The sequence below is a fragment of the Stetteria hydrogenophila genome (assembly GCF_054657575.1).
In genome coordinates, this window is the sequence record NZ_BAAHYL010000001.1 from 454,184 (window position 1) to 470,115 (window position 15,932).

Genomic DNA, 15,932 nt, shown 5'->3' on the forward strand with positions numbered 1-15,932 from the left:
AGACCGTTCTAAAAGTGCCTCAGAAGGCCCCCCAAAAGCCGGACATTCTGCCGGCGCCGGGTGCCCTTAAGCAGGACGAGAAGGGTAACGCGTACGTGGAGATAGCGGGCTTGAGGGTACCGATCGGAGGCCCCCTCCCCAAGCTTAGGGAGGGCGAGAAGCACGTAAGGATCACGACGAGCCTGTGCCCCTACTGCCTCAGGCTCCTGCCGGCTAGGGTCTTCGAGCGGGATGGGAAGATCTGGATTAGGAAGGTTTGCCCGGAGCACGGTGAGATAGAGGAGCTGTACTTCGGCGACGCCAAGCTCTACTGGAGGATGATGTCGTTCGAGGAGACGGGTAAGGGCGTGAAGAAGCCCTACGTGCAACTGAGCACCCCATGCCCATTCAACTGTGGCCTGTGCGCTATGCACGAGAACCACACCGCACTCGCCAACCTCGTGGTGACGAACAGGTGTAACCTGAGCTGCTGGTACTGCTTCTACTACGCTGAGAAGGCTGGCTACGTGTACGAGCCCTCCATAGAGCAGATGAGGTTTATGATAAGGCAGTTGAAGAAGCAAGGCGTGACTATGGCCGTCCAGATAACCGGCGGCGAGCCCACGATGCGTGATGACCTAGTTGAGATCGTTAAGATGCTTAAGGAGGAGGGTGTGAGGCACATCCAGCTCAACACTAACGGCATAAAGTTCGCTGAGCTATACTTCCAGGACCCGCAGAAGGCCATAGAATACGCCCGCGCCCTGAGGAAGGCTGGCGTAAACACGGTGTACCTGAGCTTCGACGGGGTGACGCCTAAGACTAACTGGAAGAACCACTGGGAGATACCGTTCATATTCGAGGTGTTCAGGAAATCCGGCATGACGAGCGTTGTCCTAGTCCCAACCCTCATAAAGTCGGTGAACGACCACGAGATGGGGGCAATGATTAAGTTCGCCGGGAAGCACATGGACATAGTGAGGGCAGTCAACTTCCAGCCGGTGAGCCTCACCGGTCAGATGAAGAAGAGGGAGAGGGAGAAGTACAGGATAACCATCGCGGACGCCATTAAGGGGATTGCGGAGCAGACGGACTACCAGATACCACCGGAGGCGTGGTACCCGATACCGGTGGCCGCTAAGTTCGCCAAGTTCATCGAAGCGTGGACTGGCACGGAGCAGTTCTGCATGGCCAACCACCCAATGTGCGGCGCCGCAACCTACGTTTTCGTAGAGAGGGGCGAGGACGGCGTTCCCAAGAGATTCGTACCCATTACCGACTTCTTCGACGTAGACGGGTTCATCGAGTGGCTCGACGAGAACAGGATACGCCTCGAGTCAGGCTCCAGGCTGGCGAAGGCGAGGGCACTGATGAGTGGAATAGTGGACCTAAGCAAGTTCGTTGACAAGGAGAAGCTGCCGAAGGGTCTGAACATCACGAAGCTGCTCTGGAACGTGTTCGTCAAGAAGAACTACGACGCGCTGGGCGAGCTACACTACAACCTGCTCTTCCTCGGAATGATGCATTTCATGGACCTATACAACTACGACGTAACCAGGGTTAGGAGGTGCAACATACACTACCTCATGCCCGACGGTAGGGTGGTGCCCTTCTGCGCCTTCAACGTGATGGAGCAGATCTACAGGGACTACGTGCAGCAGCAGTACCAGATTTCGATCGAGAAGTACGAGGAGGAGTTTGGAGGCGGCCTAGGCCCGGGCGTCAAGTACAACAGGGCCAAGTACTTCAAGATCATTAAGTCGAGCCCCATCTACCACGAGGCATATAAGGGCATAATATTCTAGCCTACCCCCTTTCCCCAATTTTCCTAATTCAATTCGATTTAATTCCGTTACTTAATCATAGAGTATTTTGTATACCAGGTGGAGCCAGTTGCCGCAAACGGGCTTGTAATCCACTAGAATAAACCTGGCGAGGGGGCCTGGGCTCGGCTCCATCCTAGCCTCGGGTTTTTGGAAGATAGAGGTCCCCGAGCCTAGGGCTAGTGGTGAGATGGTAACTCTGACCTCGTCGACTAGCCTGCGGGCGAGCAGCTCGTAGTTGAGCCTGCCTCCACCCTCGACCATCAGCCTCCTCACGTTGTAGCTCTCCCTGAGATCCTCGAGGGCAAGCCTGAGGTCGACGAGGCCCCGGCTGTCCTCGGGGGCCTGGATAACCTCCACGCCGGCCTCCCTGTACGGTTTCAGGTCTTCGGGGCCCCAACGGGTTGACGTGATGAGCACCCTCAGCCCAGGGCCCTGGTAGACCCTGGAGTCGGGCCTGCTCCTCAGCCTCCCGTCTACAACCACCCGGGCCGGGCTCTTGCCGGGTGTCAGCCTGACGGTTAGCCTGGGGTTGTCCGCCAGGACAGTCCCGGCCCCGACCATTACGGCGTCGCTCTGTGCTCTAAGACGGTGCTGGAGGACGAAGTCCTCGTGGCAGCTGAGCCTGCTGAAGCCCGTCTCCCCCGCTATGCGGCCGTCAACGCTCATAGTGCTGAATATGAAGGTGTACGGTTTCACTGAAGCGGCGGGCGGCTCTAGTCCTGCCCGGCGTCGCTGCATTGTTAAACGCCCCTCCCGCTATCCCTGGGTGGCTAGGGAGTGGTTGGCGGTGGAGAGGTTTAACCTGATCGTGACGCACCTTCCAGGGCTCCCTATGAGGAGGGAGGCTGTCAGGCAGCTGGAGGCCTTGGTTGATGAGTTCAGGGTCGTCGGGTACGGGCAGAGCATCATCTACGGCGTAGCCCCCGACCCCTTCAGGGCCGTTGAGGAGTTCAGGAGAAGCATGCCCCGGAGCACGCCGATACTAAGGATTATACCCGTGAACGACGTGGTTAAGCCGTATATTGACGCTGTTAGGAGAAGTGTCCACACCCTTCTCTCGAGGCACCCGGAGGGCTCGGTAGCGGTTAGGATAGACGGCCACCTGCTAGACGAGAACGGCAGGGTCATGCACAGGAGGGACGCAGCGGTAGCCATAATGAATGGAATCGAGAGGCCCGTCAACCTTCGCAGCCCCGACGTGCTGGTATACATTAAAGTCACTAGGCTGCGCAGGTGGAGGGTTGCAGCGATCTACACAGGGCCGCCGAGCGGCATACTCTCCACGGTCAAGGAGTCTCGCTCGAGGCTCGAGTGAAGACCCGGCGGGGGCCGGGCGAAAGCCATGGCGCACGGCGGCCGCTACACCCTGAGGATATAGATGAATAGGGATGAATATTCATCTTTAGGAATCATTCCTAGGAATCAAGCGCTACGGTCCGGCAGGCAAACCTAAATTCCCTGGCGGGAGGGGCAATCTGGATTCATGGGGTACCGGCTGGGCACCCCTCCGGTGGAAGCGTCTTGGGGCGCCTCTTCGGTACGGCTGGCATTAGAGGCCCCTACCTGGAGAAGATTACGCCCGAGCTTACCTATAGGGTGGGCTTGTCGCTAGCGGCCTATGTAGGCGGGCGTGGCTCGGCCACTGTGGGCCACGACGTGAGGACGACCAGCCCTCTCCTCGCCCAGCTGGCTGCTGCAGGGTTGATGGCTGGGGGGCTGGACGCCATTTACCTCGGCTTGGTCCCGACCCCCGTGCTGGCGTATTCGGTCCCGCACACGAGGAGCAGGGCCGGGATCATAATTACTGCTAGCCATAACCCGCCCTCCGATAATGGCTTGAAGATATTCGATGATAATGGGATGGAGTATACTCAGTCCATGGAGAGCGATCTCGAGAGACTCATATTGACGGGTGACTTGAAGGCCCTCCACGCTCCATGGAACGGTGTGGGTAAGCTCATCGTCGGCACGGAGATTGTGGAGGAGTACGTGAGAGACCTCGTGGATAGGATGAGGGTCCACTCGCCCAGAATCAAGCTCAGGGTGGGGGTGGACTGCGCTAACGGCGCAGCCAGCGGCGTCACCCCGAGGGTGCTCAGGCAGCTGGGGGTGGGGGTGGTTAGCTTCAACTGCCACCCTGACGGCTTGTTCCCGGGCCGCTGCCCGGAGCCGAGGCCCGACGTTCTCAGAGAGTACATCAAGGGGGCTGAAAGCCTAGGCTTGGACGCCCTTCTAGCCCACGACGGCGACGCGGATAGACTGGCGCTCGCCGTGCCGGGCAGGGCGTTCGTGAAGCAGGACCTCCTGATAGCCCTCTTCGCCAAGCACAAGCTGGAGGAGAGGAAGGGCACTATAATAGTTTCAGTCGATGTCGGTATAGAGGTCGATGAGGTTGTCGAGAAACTCGGGGGGAAGGTGGTGCGAGCCAAGCTGGGGAAGACACATGAAAAGCTGAAGGAGACGCCGGGAGCACTCATGGCGGCAGAGCCCTGGAAGCTTATAGACCCGAGCTGGGGCCTCTGGGTCGACGCTATATACCAGGCAGCCCTGCTGGTTAAATTGTCGCTGGAGTCGGGGAAGAAGCCCGCCCAGCTCATTGAAGAGCTCCCCTCCTACCCCTCGGCTAGGATAAGCGTAAAGCTAGGCAGCGACGATGAGAAGCAGGTCCTCTACGAGAAGCTGGAGGAGGAGGTTCTCTCCGCCTTTACGCGGAGCGGTAAGGAGCGTGTAACCGACATTGACGGGGTAAGGATAGACTTCGACGAGGGGAGCTGGATACTCGTGAGGAAGAGCGGCACAGAGCCCAAGATAAGGATTTACGGCCAGGCAAGGAGCAGGGATAAGCTGAAGGAGCTGGTAGAGGAGGTCAGACGGCTCCTAATATGCACCGCCGACAGGCTTGGCGTTAAAATCCAGGGCGTCGAGGAGCACATTGACCTAGGCCGCTAGCCTCCACGAGACCTCTCATTAAGCGATGTTATGAGGCTGTAAACCTTTCTAGGGCTCTTAGTGTACAGCCGGATCCTTGTCACGCTCCTCTTCCCGTGCTTGACTAGCTCCACGAACTTGCGCTTCTCGTTTAAGACAACTTCAACGTCGCTGGGCAGAGGGAACGTGATCGCCTGCCTGCTCACGAGCCCCTTAAGAATGATGCCTTTCTCCGTGATCTTGAAGCCTTGAGGCATGTTTAACACCGGCATCTTGCCTATCCTCCTAATCGTGTAGAGCAGGAAGAGCTGGTTGATTATGAATACTCCCTCGAAGTAGATGAGGAACGCTAGGAACATTGCGGTCTTCGGGCCGATGCCGAACTTGCCGGCTAGGTAGCTCTCAATGCTTGAGATCTTGCTCCAGAGCAGGAAGAAGTATGCTAGGGAGATGAAAGTCCCGAAGCTCAGCATCATGGTTGCTTTGGAGTGCTCCTGCATCTCCACCGCTAGCTCCTTGTCATTCATCTGCAGCTCCCTCACGTCGTTCTCCTCGTGGAGGGTGCGCCCGGCCTCGACCTCCTCGGCTTTAACCCTCCCCTGCCCGAGGGGGCCCCCGCCTAGTCTGCTCTGCACAATAATCATCAGTATGAAGAAGAGGATTATCACCAGCCATAGCAGCTTGCCGCGCCCGACTATTGCCGCGAGGGCCGAGTACACTATGAGGTAGGCTTGGCTGAGCAGGATCCTTTTGCCTAGGTGCTCGGTTACCGCCGACATCCCAGTGCACCTTTAACCCTCAGGCTCCCCGCAGGACTCTAGAGGCGCTCACATGCTACTAGCAGCCAAGATCTTTAAACTAAAAACTCTGACGTGAGTGTCTGCTTTAGCGATGTAAAAGCGTGAACGGAATCAAGGTGGGCCCGGTTATGAACATTAAGGCTGGGTTCGCGTTAATAGAGGGCGACGACGGGTTCAAGGTAGAGGAAAAGGTCTGCATCAATATTGAGGAGGGGCTCGTGGCAAGCATCGGGTCGTGGTCCTCATGCCCCGGAGGGGCTGTAGGCGGGGATTGGCTCATGATCCTCCCCCAGCCAGCTAACGCCCACATTCACAGCGGTGACTTCGCCTTCCCCGAGTTCGGGGTCGAGCTAGGCCTAGAGGAGGCGGTAGCGCCGCCGGCTGGGGTTAAGCACAGGCTCCTCTCGAGGCTGAGCTTCAGGGGGCTCGTCGAGGCAATCCGCAGGGTCTACCTGCACGCCTGGGAGAGGGGCGTGGGGCTCCTGGTTGACTTCCGCGAGGGGGGAGGGCTCGGGTGTAGAGCCGCCCGCGAGGCGCTGGCCGGAGTCAGGGGGCTCCGGGTTCTAGTCCTCGGAAGGCCTGGGCCCGGCTGGCCGGAGGGCTGCGACGGGCTCGGGGTCAGCAGCCCCCTCGACTATGACCCGGGCGAGTTGAAGAGGCTGGTTGGGGCGTCACGCTACGCCGCCGCCCACATAGCTGAGACCCCGAGGGCCAGGATGCTCGGAGACCTAGAGCTGGCGGTAGAGGCGGGCTTCACCGTGGCAGTCCACGGGACCCACCTAGCCCCGGTGGACTTCGAGGTGCTCAGGGACCGCGGCATCGGGCTAGTGGTCTGCCCGAGGAGCAACATGTGGCACGGCCTCGGGCTGCCCAGGGTGGACGAGGCCTACAAGGCCGGGGTCAGCATAGGCTTGGGGAGTGACAACGCTGCATGGTTCACGCCCGACCCCTGGGAGGAGGCGAGGATCCTCACCTACATAGGCAGGCTGCTAGGGTTGAAGAGGGGGGCAGCAGAGATAGCGGCTTCAGCACTGTTCAAGTCGGGATACGAGATTTTCGGGGAGCAGCCAAGCGTCCCGCGGGAAGGGTCGCCGGCCAGAATAGTCCTAGCCCTCGTGCCGGACGGAGTCCCCACAGCTGTGGACAAGCTGTACGCTGTAATGAAGAGGATGGAGGCGAAACATATACTGGCCCGGGTAGACGGGGGTGAGGTAACGCTTCTAGCCAATGGCTACCTCAAACTCTACCAAGCCCTGCGGGAGTCGATCCATCCAAGGCAATCCAGGTAAGGTGAGCCCGGGGCAGCCCAGCAGGGCGGTGCCCCTCGCTGAACCTGAACCGCTAGGGGGCCGGCTATAGGTTGAGGTCGCGCCAGTGCTGCATGCTTATGGGTATGCGCGGGTGGAACCCTAGCTCGCCCCTTATCCTCTCCAGGAACGAGTCAATCCTCCGGGTTAGGTAGTCTACCCCGCTTATCTCGGGCCGCCCGTACGCGCTCATCCGCCTCCTCAGGGCCTTGGCGAGCTTTGAGAGGAGGAACGCCTCATGCCTCAGGTCGGAGTAGAGCATGTTCCTGACCACGCGAGCCCAGCCAAGCCCCTCGCTAGCGGTTCTTCCCGCGTCGATCTCGAGCGCTATGGATCTAAGGGTTTCCTCCATGGAGCCGTCGATTACCGAGTAGGGTATCCTGTTCCTTAAAATCTCAAGCCTAACTACTAGGTTAACCAGTCTATCCCCGCTTTCACGCATAACCCTCTCTTCAGGCATAGAGTAATACCCTCCCTGCCCCACGGTTCACCTCCAGCCAGAATTAATAAAAAGGATAGGGCACCAGAACAGGCTTAGCGTAGACCCTCGGCCGGGCTGTATAGGTGCCGGGTTTCGTTCATAGATACACCTTCAAGCTAGTCATTGATTTATATTATTTGTTTATGTTAGATGAAAGTCGGTAGCGGTGCAGTGGAGGCGGGGTGCTCTATGGCTAAACTCACAGACGTCCAGAGGGAAATCCTGGAGGCTCTCGTGAGGCTATATGAGAAGAAGGGTAGGATGGTGAAGAGTAAGGAGGTCGCCGAACTCCTCGGCAAGGATGAGGGTACTGTGCGTAACATAATCATGTGGCTCAAGGGAATAGGCTTCGTAACGTCTAGAGCGGGGCCTGCTGGCGGCTACGCGCCCACGCTGAAGGCTTACGAGTACCTTCGCGGGGAGTTGAGCGTCACCGGCATGGGTTACGCGAAGCTTATAATCGAAAGCGACGGCTTGAAGGATGAGGTTACCATTGTTGACATGGAAATTATGAGGCTCCTCGGCCCGGGCAAGGCCAAGGCCCTCGTGAGGCTCTCCAGGTCATCCGAGGCCCTGAGGCCTGGCGCCAAGGCTCGGGTGGAGAGCGCCCCTAGCCTTAGGATGATTGTCAAGGGTGTCATAGAGAAAGCGGAGCCGGCTAGGGGAGAGGCTCTCATCGCTGTAGACAAACTCATCGTGATACCGGACGTGAGAGTGGGAGAGATAGCGTCTAGGAACCTGATAGTTGCTAGGAATGACATGACGGTTAGGGAGGTGGCGAGGCTGCTCCACGAGCACGGGATAAGGGGGGCCCCCATAGTTAACAAGGACGGGAAGATAGAGGGGTTCATCACGACTAGCGATATAGCGGCGCTGGTGGCCTTCAACATGGACCTCGACGCGCCCGTGTCGCGGTATGTGAGGAAGAACGTGTTCACTATAAACGAGAACGAGGGGCTTACCGAGGCTATGAGGCTCATGGACTACTACAATGTCGGCCGCTTAGTGGTATTGAATAGTGAAGGTAAGCCGGTAGGCATAGTGACGAGGACTGACATACTCCGCTACATCGCCGCCCTAGAGTGAAGCTGCACGGGGGGAGCCGAGGGCGCCCGCCGGGATAGTAGTAGATAGTAGCAGCTACAAGCTTTCATGGCCCTAATACGGATTTTTCATTGTGGCATGAAAGGCCCCGGGTGAGGAGGTACTAGGATAGGGGGATGGAGGCCCGCGTAGGTCGAGCCTCTTGCAGCGGAAGGTCCTTCAGCCCCTTGAAGCATTAAACCCCGAGAGGCCCCAGGGGAGTCTTGGCTACTTCTGCCCGGCTTTCGCGATGTACTCGAGTATCTTCTTGTGTAGCTCGGCTATGAGCTTTCTCTTGTCCTCCATCAGGACGACGTCGCTGTAACCCTTTGCTACCATTCCGTGGGCGAAGGGTGAGGGGTATGGCAGGGGGCCCTTGATTACTATCCTGTACTCGCCGGACTCTATGCGTTTTAGGACTTCGGTGGCCGCCTCGATGTTCATGTAATCCTCAAGTATCTCCCTGAACGTCTCCTTGATGACGGGGCTGTCGGGGCGCTTCTTGAGCATTATCTCCAGCAGGTGCTGTGCGCTTAGCTGGAGCCGCTCGGGGCTCTTCTCGTAGCCCTTGTAGCGGCGCAGTATCATGAAGCTCCGCTGGGCCACGTGCCTGAACCTCCTCTTCATAAGCTCGGTCCTGGCGATGGTGGCTTCCAGTATCTGCCTCAGGTTGGAGCTTCTAACCTCTCCCAGCAGCCTCTTTATCAGCTCGTGGTTCACTTCCACCTCTGTGGGAACGGTGAGCATGAACCCGTTGTCGGTGACGGTGATCCTGACGGGTGTCCCCACGAGCTTGTTGAGGGCGTAAGCGTAAGCCCTAGAGAGGGCGTCCACAACCCTCCTGCCGTAGGCCATGTGGAATACTATCCCCACTCCCTCGTCGTAGTCGAAGTACTCTATCAGTATCAGGTTGTGGCAGGGGACCACGCCTATATACATGAGCTGCTCCTTGAAGTAGTCGATGATGGTCCTGGCCGCGTGGGGCTCGAGCAGGTAGTCCTCCACCAGCTCCTGGAAGAGTTTAGACTCCTCGCCTCTGCGAAGCTTCTCTGCGACGTAGCAGCGGAACGCCCCGACCCTCAGGGCGCTGTCGTAGCTCAGGGGGAGCATCTCGCTGAACCAGCTCGGCACGGTGGGCTTCTGGCCCTCAGCTGGCTCCACGAACACCTTGATCCCGCGGCTCGATATGAACTTGTAGGTGCGGCCGCCCAGGACGAATATGTCCCCGGGCATAAGGATCTCGGCGAACTCCTCCTCCAAGTCGCCCACGTACTTCCCGTCGGTCGTGTATACGTGGATCTTCGTCTCGTCGGGTATGGTGCCGGCGTTGAGCTGGTAAATCATCCTGGCGGACCTCTTGCGGCCGAAGGTGCCCTCCTCCTCGTCGAGCCATATCTTGGAGTAGACGCCCTCCTCCTCGAACTCGTGCTTGCCCGCGAGCCAGCGGAGCACGTTCATGAAGTCGTCGAAGGGGAGGCTCCTGAAGTTGTATGAGCGCCTCACCACCCTGAAGGCGTCTTGGATCCTCCACTTCTTCTCGATGCTCATGCCGACGATGTGCTGGGCCAGCACGTCGAGGGGGTTCCTGGGTATGTGGACCCTGTCTATGAACCTCTCCATGGCGCTCTTCGCTAGGACAGTGCACTCGACCAGGTCGTCCCTGTCGACCACTATTATGCGGCCCTTGCTGACCTGCCTTATCCTATGGCCCGCCCTCCCCACCCTCTGGAGGAGCCTGCTCACGCTCTTGGGGCTGCTGAGGAGGACTACGAGGTCTATGTAGCCGATGTCGATCCCCAGCTCTAGGCTGGTGCTGGAGACGACGACCCTGAGCTTCCCCTGCTTAAGCCTCTCCTCTACGTCAAGCCTGAGGTCCCTCGAGAGGCTGCTGTGGTGGGTCTCGACCTCGCTGTCGCTCTTAATCACCCCAGCCTCCTTCAGCTTCTTCTTGAGCTTGTACGCCACCCTCTCCGTGGCGCTCCGCGTGTTGGTGAAGATGAGGACCGTTCCATGCTCCTTGATTAACTTGACCAGCTTGTCGTAGATGGCCTCGTTTATCACTTCCGGGTCGGAGTGGATCAAGTCGAGGTTGGGGGCCAGGACCCTTATGTCTATGGGCTTGGCGAACCTTGCGTCTACTATCTCCACGGGCCTCGGCCTGCCGAAGTCGTCGTAGCCGCCGAGGAACCTCGCGACCTCGTCGAGGGGGGCGATGGTGGCGCTGAGCCCCACCCTCTGGAGCCCCCTCCCCGTGGCCTCCCTCACAAGCTCCTCCAGCCTCTCCAGCGAGAGCGAGAGGTGGGCCCCGCGCTTGTTGCTGGCTAGCTCGTGGATCTCGTCTATCACCACCCAGCGCGTGGTGGCCAGTCTCTCCCTGAACTTGGGCGCGACGAGGGAGATCGCCAGGCTCTCGGGCGTGGTGATGAGTATGTGCGGGGGCTTCCTGAGCATCTTCTGCTTCTCCGACTGGCTGATGTCGCTGGTCCTCACCGCCACGCGGATCTCGGGGACCTCGACGCCCATCTCTTCAGCTACCCTCCTAATGCCCTCCAGCGGGCTGAGGAGGTTCCTCTTCATGTCGTTGTTGAGCGCCCTGAGGGGGGAGACGTAGACAGCGTAGATCCTGTCCTCGAGCTCCCCTGCCTCCCCCAGCTTGAAGAGCTCGTCGAGTATGCCGAGGAACGCCGCGAGAGTCTTGCCGGTCCCGGTGGGCGAGGATATGAGCACGTTCCTCCCGGACTTGATTAAGGGTATAGCGGCCCTCTGAGGCTCCGTGAAGACGCCATAAGTCCTCCTAAACCACTCAGCCACGTATGGCCTCAGCATCGAGTAAAGCTCCTCGTCCGAGTACTGCGAAGCCATGGACTGCGTTACTGTCACTCTAGCCCAGCCCCCATCTAACCCTGTGGGGAGTGAAGCGTCTTGAAGCGGCCTGCCCACCTGCCCGAAGCGGTTTTTAAGTACGAGATTTATGATTTATATTTACCGGTTGATGCATTTACCAGTCGAGGGGCCGCTTGCCTTAGCGGCACGATTACAACGGTGGCAAGCGGTTTGCTGGGCTGCTGGAACGCCTTAAACAGGTTGAGGGCGCGGGATCCCCCCGCTGGGCTATAACGCTATAACCGGCGTCTCGCCGAAGGCGCCGAGGTCCACCTTGTCCCCGGGCTCCACGTCCTGAAGTGGTACCAGCCTGACCCCTAGGGGCTTCCCCTTGGTTTCAGCGTACGCCGAGACCTCGAGTATCAAGCCGGCGACGCGCCTCTCGTCGTAGGGCACGACGGCCATGTCGAGCCCGGCGAGGCACACGCCTGAGAGCCTGGCTAGGTCACTGGCTGTTATCACACCCTCCGCCGCCCTGAGCTTCAGCTTCTGGTCCTCGGCCACTGGGAGCTGGACCTCGTTGAATCCTATCGACTCGCCAACGCTCTGGGCCGCCCTCGCCAGGGCCTTGTTGACCTCCAAGACTCCCCGGGCGAAGCCCGGCTCCGGGATCCTGGTGCCGGCCACGAGCTCGACTAGGCCGAGGCTGGTCTCCTGCATCCAGGGGGATACGCTTAGGTCCACTCCGTAGGCCTTGAACCCTGCCGCGCTTGCGATCTCCCTCAGCACCCCCAGGACTTCCAACCCTATCCTAGCCGCCTCCCTCTCGAGCGCTGGGATCCCGCCCTCCTGGTAAGCCTTGGCGAGGGCGTTGGGGTAGGTTACGGCGGCTGAGACGCCGGTCTCCCCGGGCCTGCTGCTGCTCAGGGGGTAGTAGGGCGTTAGAACCGGGCGGCCCAGCGCGTTGACTCCGATGCGCGTCGCCTTAACAGGCTCCAGCTCCGCTATGCCGTTAATGGTCCTGGCCAGCTCCAGCGCGACCTCCCACGTGGGCTCGTCGAGGAGGGCGTGGGCGTAGACCCCGTTCCCAGCGGCCTCCGCCAGGAAGTCCCGGGAGCCCTTCCTGGAAGCCTCGACTCCCCCCAGGGAGATGAGGACCATCTCGCTCTCCGCAACCTCGCCCAGGTAGGGCGCGGCCTCAGCGGCGACCCTCGGGTCTCCGTTCGGAAACGTGATCCTGACACTATCAGGCCTAACGTTGATCTTATCCAGGGCTTCGTAGAGCTTTGAAGCGGCGGACTCGGCGAGGTCCTTGTACTCCTCGGGGCTCGATGGAGCGACGCCTAGGTGTGCTACTACCGCTCTAATGGAGTAGCTGGGCACACGAAGCCACCATATGAGGCTAGGCGAAGCCCTGAGCCGGCTTAATTTATTTTACACCACCGCAACGTAGAGGGCGACGAGAATCTCCCGTTGAGCAACTTAGCCTAAACCCTGGCCCCACGCACTCCCCGCGAGGAGGGAGTTGAAGGCCGGGAGAGGCCCGTTCAGCCTCCCCCATCCGGGGGCGTCGCGGGCCTACCCAGTGCTTCCCTACACTGCTTAACCCGAGGCTTTATACGCCTAGCCCAGCCTAACTCTTCCCCAACGGCCCTGTGGGGGTGCCTGGCGCCGGCGTGGTGTTGAAGGAGTGGAGGGTGCTAATAGTCGACGGGTATAACGATGAACCGGGGGGCCTCGGTGTTCCGCCCTATATTGACGTGTACCCGAGGTATATTGCAGGCAGTTTTTGGCTGGCGAACAAGCACAACAGGGTGGACTACGTCACAGTCGACGTTTTCAGGTCGTCCCCGCGGGTGTGGCTCAAGAGGGCTGCGAGGTACGATGTAGTGGTCTTCATAGCCGGCGTCGTGGTTCCGGGCAGGTACATCGGGGGGAGGCCGGCCGAGGCCAGGGAGCTTATCGAGTGGGCCAGGATCCTCTCGCCGTCCGTGCCGCTCCTAGTCCTCGCTGGGCCAGCCGCGAGGTGGGGGATGGGGCTGCAGGGCGGCAGGCCCGCCTACCCGCCCTCGGAGTTCAAGAAGGCCATGTTCCACGTCCTAGTCACCGGCGACGTTGAGGAGTACTTCTACAACCTGGCCCTGTACGGGCCCGAGAAGGCTGAGCCGTGGAGGGTTAGGAGGGACTACTCCCTCGTAGACAAGGTCGCCGTGAGGGGTGCAAGGATCATCAGGATGCACCCCAACTACGGGAGGAACCTGGTGGTGGAGCTTGAGACCTACAGGGGCTGCGCCCGCTGGGTGAGCGGGGGGTGCAGCTTCTGCGTCGAGCCCCTCAGGGGGAGGCCTATCCAGCGGGATCCCCGGGCGATAGCTGAGGAGGTCAGAGCCCTCTACCTCATGGGGGCCAGGAACTTCAGGCTGGGAAGGCAGGCCGACATACTGGTCTACGGGAGCAGGGGGCTGGGGGAGGAGGAGTGGCCCAAACCCGACCCGGAAGCGTTGAGGAGGCTCTTCGTGGGGATACGCAGCGCCGCCCCGACGCTTGAAGTGCTCCACATAGACAACGTCAACCCTGGAACCATAGCCAGGCACCCCGCCGAGAGCCTGGAGGCGTTGAAAGTCATCGTAGAGCACCACACGCCGGGCGACGTGGCGGCCATGGGCCTGGAAAGCGCAGACCCTCGGGTGGCCAAGCTGAACAACCTAAACACCAGCCCCGAGGAGGCCCTCAAGGCTGTTGAGGTAGTGAACCGCGTAGGCGCCAGGAGGGGGTGGAACGGTCTGCCCCACCTCCTCCCCGGCCTCAACTTCATCCTAGGCCTCCCAGGCGAGACCGCTGAGACCTACAGGCTCAACAGGGAGTTCCTCGAGGAGGTCCTAAGGAGGGGGTACATGGTGAGGAGGGTCAACGTCAGGAGGCTCCTGCCGCTCCCGGCGACGAGGGTGTGGAGGATGAAGCACGGCGTCCCTAGGAGGCTGGAGGCCAAGGCCCGCTCCTTCACGAGGTGGGTCCGCGAGCACTTCGACGTCGAGATGCTCCGGCGGGTGGCGCCGCCCGGCACGCGGTTGAGGCGCCTCTGGGTCGAGGACTGCAGCGGCGGAGTCTGCTACGCCAGGCAGCCGGGGAGCTACCCCCTAACCGTGGCGGTGAGGGCGAGGCTCCCGAGGGGGGTCCTGCTGGAGGAGGTCGTAGTCACCGGGGTGAAGTCGGGGAGAAGCGTTGAAGCCGAAGTAGTGGAGGCCCGCGGGCTCGAGGGGTGAGGACGCCCCTCCAGGCCTACCCCTGGGTGCAGCGGCCGTAGTTGGCCTTAAGCCACCCGAGGGGATCCCCGCTTAGAACGAGGCTCCTCCCCACGATCTCGAGCGTCGCGCCGCTCTCCAGGGCGCTGCAGGGCGCCGCCCCCTGGGCCCCGACGCCTGGGGACGCTATCACACCCCTCCACCCGAGCCTCCTAGCGAGCCTCACAAGGCCGGGCTCCGTGGCTGGCAGCACGAGGCCCTCAACCCCCAGCCCGGAGGCTAGTTTTATGAAGTAGGGCAGGCTCGGGTCCATGGTGAGCCTCGCCCCCTTGTTAGAGAGGGTTGCGACGAGCCAGACCCGTAGTCCCTCAACGCTCGCCACCTCCGCGACCGTGTCTGCCCCCGGGAAGGCGTGTGAGATGACTACGTCGAACCCGGCCTCGCGGGCGTAGAGGGCCATCCTCCTCGACGTGTGGGGCACGTCGGCGATCTTCAAGTCGGCGACTGCGAGCGGGCAGCCTTGATCCTTCAGGTGCGACACTATAGACTTGACCTCCTCTAAGCCGAGGGGTAGCAGGGCGGCCGCCCCGAGCTTGCAGCCAGCCACGTGGCCGGCTAGGGTCTCCCACCTGGACTTGATCCACTCGGCCACCCCCGTGAAGCCCGGCGGGTCGAGCGCCACTATTACCGGGAACCTTTCCTCGCCCGGCACCGCTCCCACAGCCCCCTGAGGGACCTGTAGTACCTGGCCGTGAAGCACTGCCACTTAACTAGAACCCCCACTATGGAGCCAGTGGAGCAGTCCTCGTACGCGAAGACTGCGGAGCTAGGGGTGGAGACGCTGTTCACCACTGGCCCGTGGTCTGGGTCGCTGCACTCCTCGACGAAGTCGAAGCCTTCGAGCAGGGGCTCCGACCCGCCGGGGCGGCTCGTCACAGCTAGGACTGCTTCAAGGCTGGAGGCCTTCAGGGCGCTCCTCAACGTGTTGATGAAAAGGTTGCTGTCGGGCGCGACGGTGACGTAGGCGACCCTAGCCTCCCTAAGGGCCTGGGCTATCAGCGAGGCGACGCCGGGGGCTGTTAGCGAGAAGGAAGCCTCGCCCTCCCTGAGGGTGTCGATGAGGGACTCCAGCTCGCCCGCCACGGAGCTGGCAAGGCTCACCCTCGCCCTCAGCTCCTCCTCCATCCTAGCCACTAGGGACGCGACCGCCGCCCTCGGAGGCACCGGGGTATACCATCCGCCAGGCTCCCTCCTGGCCAAGCCCTTGGCTTCGAGGAGCCTGGCCACGTCGTAGACCCTTGGCAGGGGTACGCCGCTTAGAATGCTTGCCTCCCGAGGGCTCCGCGCGCCCTGGAGTAGCGCGAGGTAGAGCTTCGCCTCGTAGCCCGATAGCCCGAAGGCTCTCCGGAGCCTGTCAACAACCTCCTGGTCAACCCTCAAACCTGCCTGAGGCCCTCCACAAG

At 60.8% G+C, this 15,932-nt stretch carries 13 protein-coding genes; 6 read left to right on the forward strand and 7 right to left on the reverse strand.

Translation table 11 applies throughout. From position 1 onward, the window contains the following. Window positions 1–14: 14 nt before the first annotated feature. On the forward strand, window positions 15–1,784 hold the full coding sequence (gene tes / locus ACYQ3J_RS02440) for a tetraether lipid synthase Tes (protein ID WP_460124622.1): 1,770 nt from the start codon (window positions 15–17) through the stop codon (window positions 1,782–1,784). Between the two features lie 51 nt (window positions 1,785–1,835). Here the strand turns inward: tes and ACYQ3J_RS02445 are convergent, their stop codons facing one another. Then, the gene (locus tag ACYQ3J_RS02445) at window positions 1,836–2,501 is read right to left on the reverse strand and encodes a dihydrofolate reductase family protein (RefSeq protein WP_460123989.1); all 666 of its coding nucleotides are present in this window, start codon (window positions 2,499–2,501) and stop codon (window positions 1,836–1,838) included. Window positions 2,502–2,571: 70 nt separating this feature from the next. Between ACYQ3J_RS02445 and ACYQ3J_RS02450 the strand changes: the two genes are divergently transcribed. Then, window positions 2,572–3,120: a hypothetical protein gene (locus ACYQ3J_RS02450; protein WP_460123992.1), complete on the forward strand. Its 549-nt coding sequence runs from the start codon at window positions 2,572–2,574 to the stop codon at window positions 3,118–3,120. Between the two features lie 206 nt (window positions 3,121–3,326). Further along, window positions 3,327–4,754, forward strand: coding sequence for a phosphohexomutase domain-containing protein (locus ACYQ3J_RS02455; protein ID WP_460123995.1), 1,428 nt, complete (start codon window positions 3,327–3,329; stop codon window positions 4,752–4,754). Here ACYQ3J_RS02455 and ACYQ3J_RS02460 read toward each other — a convergent pair. Continuing rightward, window positions 4,751–5,512 carry a DUF2208 family protein gene (locus tag ACYQ3J_RS02460; protein ID WP_460123998.1) on the reverse strand — a complete coding sequence of 254 codons (762 nt, stop codon included), beginning with the start codon at window positions 5,510–5,512 and terminating at the stop codon, window positions 4,751–4,753. The two genes, ACYQ3J_RS02455 and ACYQ3J_RS02460, sit on opposite strands and share 4 nt — an antisense overlap. Before the next feature lie 122 nt (window positions 5,513–5,634). On the opposite strand from ACYQ3J_RS02460, the gene ACYQ3J_RS02465 reads away from it, so the two are divergent. Next, window positions 5,635–6,822 (forward strand): amidohydrolase family protein, encoded by a 1,188-nt coding sequence (locus ACYQ3J_RS02465; protein ID WP_460124000.1) that lies wholly within the window; start codon window positions 5,635–5,637, stop codon window positions 6,820–6,822. A gap of 64 nt (window positions 6,823–6,886) precedes the next feature. On the opposite strand, the gene ACYQ3J_RS02470 is transcribed toward ACYQ3J_RS02465, so the two are convergent. Continuing rightward, window positions 6,887–7,300, reverse strand: coding sequence for a hypothetical protein (locus ACYQ3J_RS02470; protein ID WP_460124003.1), 414 nt, complete (start codon window positions 7,298–7,300; stop codon window positions 6,887–6,889). 210 nt (window positions 7,301–7,510) lie between these two features. Between ACYQ3J_RS02470 and ACYQ3J_RS02475 the strand changes: the two genes are divergently transcribed. After that, window positions 7,511–8,407: a CBS domain-containing protein gene (locus ACYQ3J_RS02475; RefSeq protein WP_460124005.1), complete on the forward strand. Its 897-nt coding sequence runs from the start codon at window positions 7,511–7,513 to the stop codon at window positions 8,405–8,407. 225 nt (window positions 8,408–8,632) lie between these two features. On the opposite strand, the gene ACYQ3J_RS02480 is transcribed toward ACYQ3J_RS02475, so the two are convergent. Further along, window positions 8,633–11,266: an ATP-dependent helicase gene (locus ACYQ3J_RS02480; RefSeq protein ID WP_460124625.1), complete on the reverse strand. Its 2,634-nt coding sequence runs from the start codon at window positions 11,264–11,266 to the stop codon at window positions 8,633–8,635. Between the two features lie 249 nt (window positions 11,267–11,515). Continuing rightward, window positions 11,516–12,610, reverse strand: coding sequence for a DUF711 family protein (locus ACYQ3J_RS02485; protein WP_460124008.1), 1,095 nt, complete (start codon window positions 12,608–12,610; stop codon window positions 11,516–11,518). A gap of 293 nt (window positions 12,611–12,903) precedes the next feature. On the opposite strand from ACYQ3J_RS02485, the gene ACYQ3J_RS02490 reads away from it, so the two are divergent. Further along, window positions 12,904–14,490: a radical SAM protein gene (locus tag ACYQ3J_RS02490; RefSeq protein ID WP_460124011.1), complete on the forward strand. Its 1,587-nt coding sequence runs from the start codon at window positions 12,904–12,906 to the stop codon at window positions 14,488–14,490. A gap of 16 nt (window positions 14,491–14,506) precedes the next feature. Here ACYQ3J_RS02490 and ACYQ3J_RS02495 read toward each other — a convergent pair whose 3' ends face one another. Both ACYQ3J_RS02495 and ACYQ3J_RS02500 read right to left on the reverse strand, forming a co-directional pair. Further along, a complete protein-coding gene (locus ACYQ3J_RS02495) occupies window positions 14,507–15,181 on the reverse strand; it encodes an orotidine 5'-phosphate decarboxylase / HUMPS family protein (RefSeq protein WP_460124014.1) in 675 nt (224 codons plus the stop codon). Further along, the gene (locus ACYQ3J_RS02500) at window positions 15,154–15,909 is read right to left on the reverse strand and encodes a TrmB family transcriptional regulator (RefSeq protein WP_460124016.1); all 756 of its coding nucleotides are present in this window, start codon (window positions 15,907–15,909) and stop codon (window positions 15,154–15,156) included. Before ACYQ3J_RS02500 ends, ACYQ3J_RS02495 begins: the two co-directional genes overlap by 28 nt. Between the last annotated feature and the right edge of the window lie 23 nt (window positions 15,910–15,932).

What these genes read in the sequence shown, in the direction of transcription:
- ACYQ3J_RS02460 (WP_460123998.1), bottom strand. Translation starts at nt 5,512, where the DNA reads ATGTCGGCGGTAACCGAGCACCTAGGCAAAAGGATCCTGCTCAGCCAA.
- ACYQ3J_RS02480 (WP_460124625.1), bottom strand. Translation starts at nt 11,266, where the DNA reads ATGGCTTCGCAGTACTCGGACGAGGAGCTTTACTCGATGCTGAGGCCA.
- ACYQ3J_RS02470 (WP_460124003.1), bottom strand. Translation starts at nt 7,300, where the DNA reads ATGCCTGAAGAGAGGGTTATGCGTGAAAGCGGGGATAGACTGGTTAAC.
- ACYQ3J_RS02475 (WP_460124005.1), top strand. Translation starts at nt 7,511, where the DNA reads ATGGCTAAACTCACAGACGTCCAGAGGGAAATCCTGGAGGCTCTCGTG.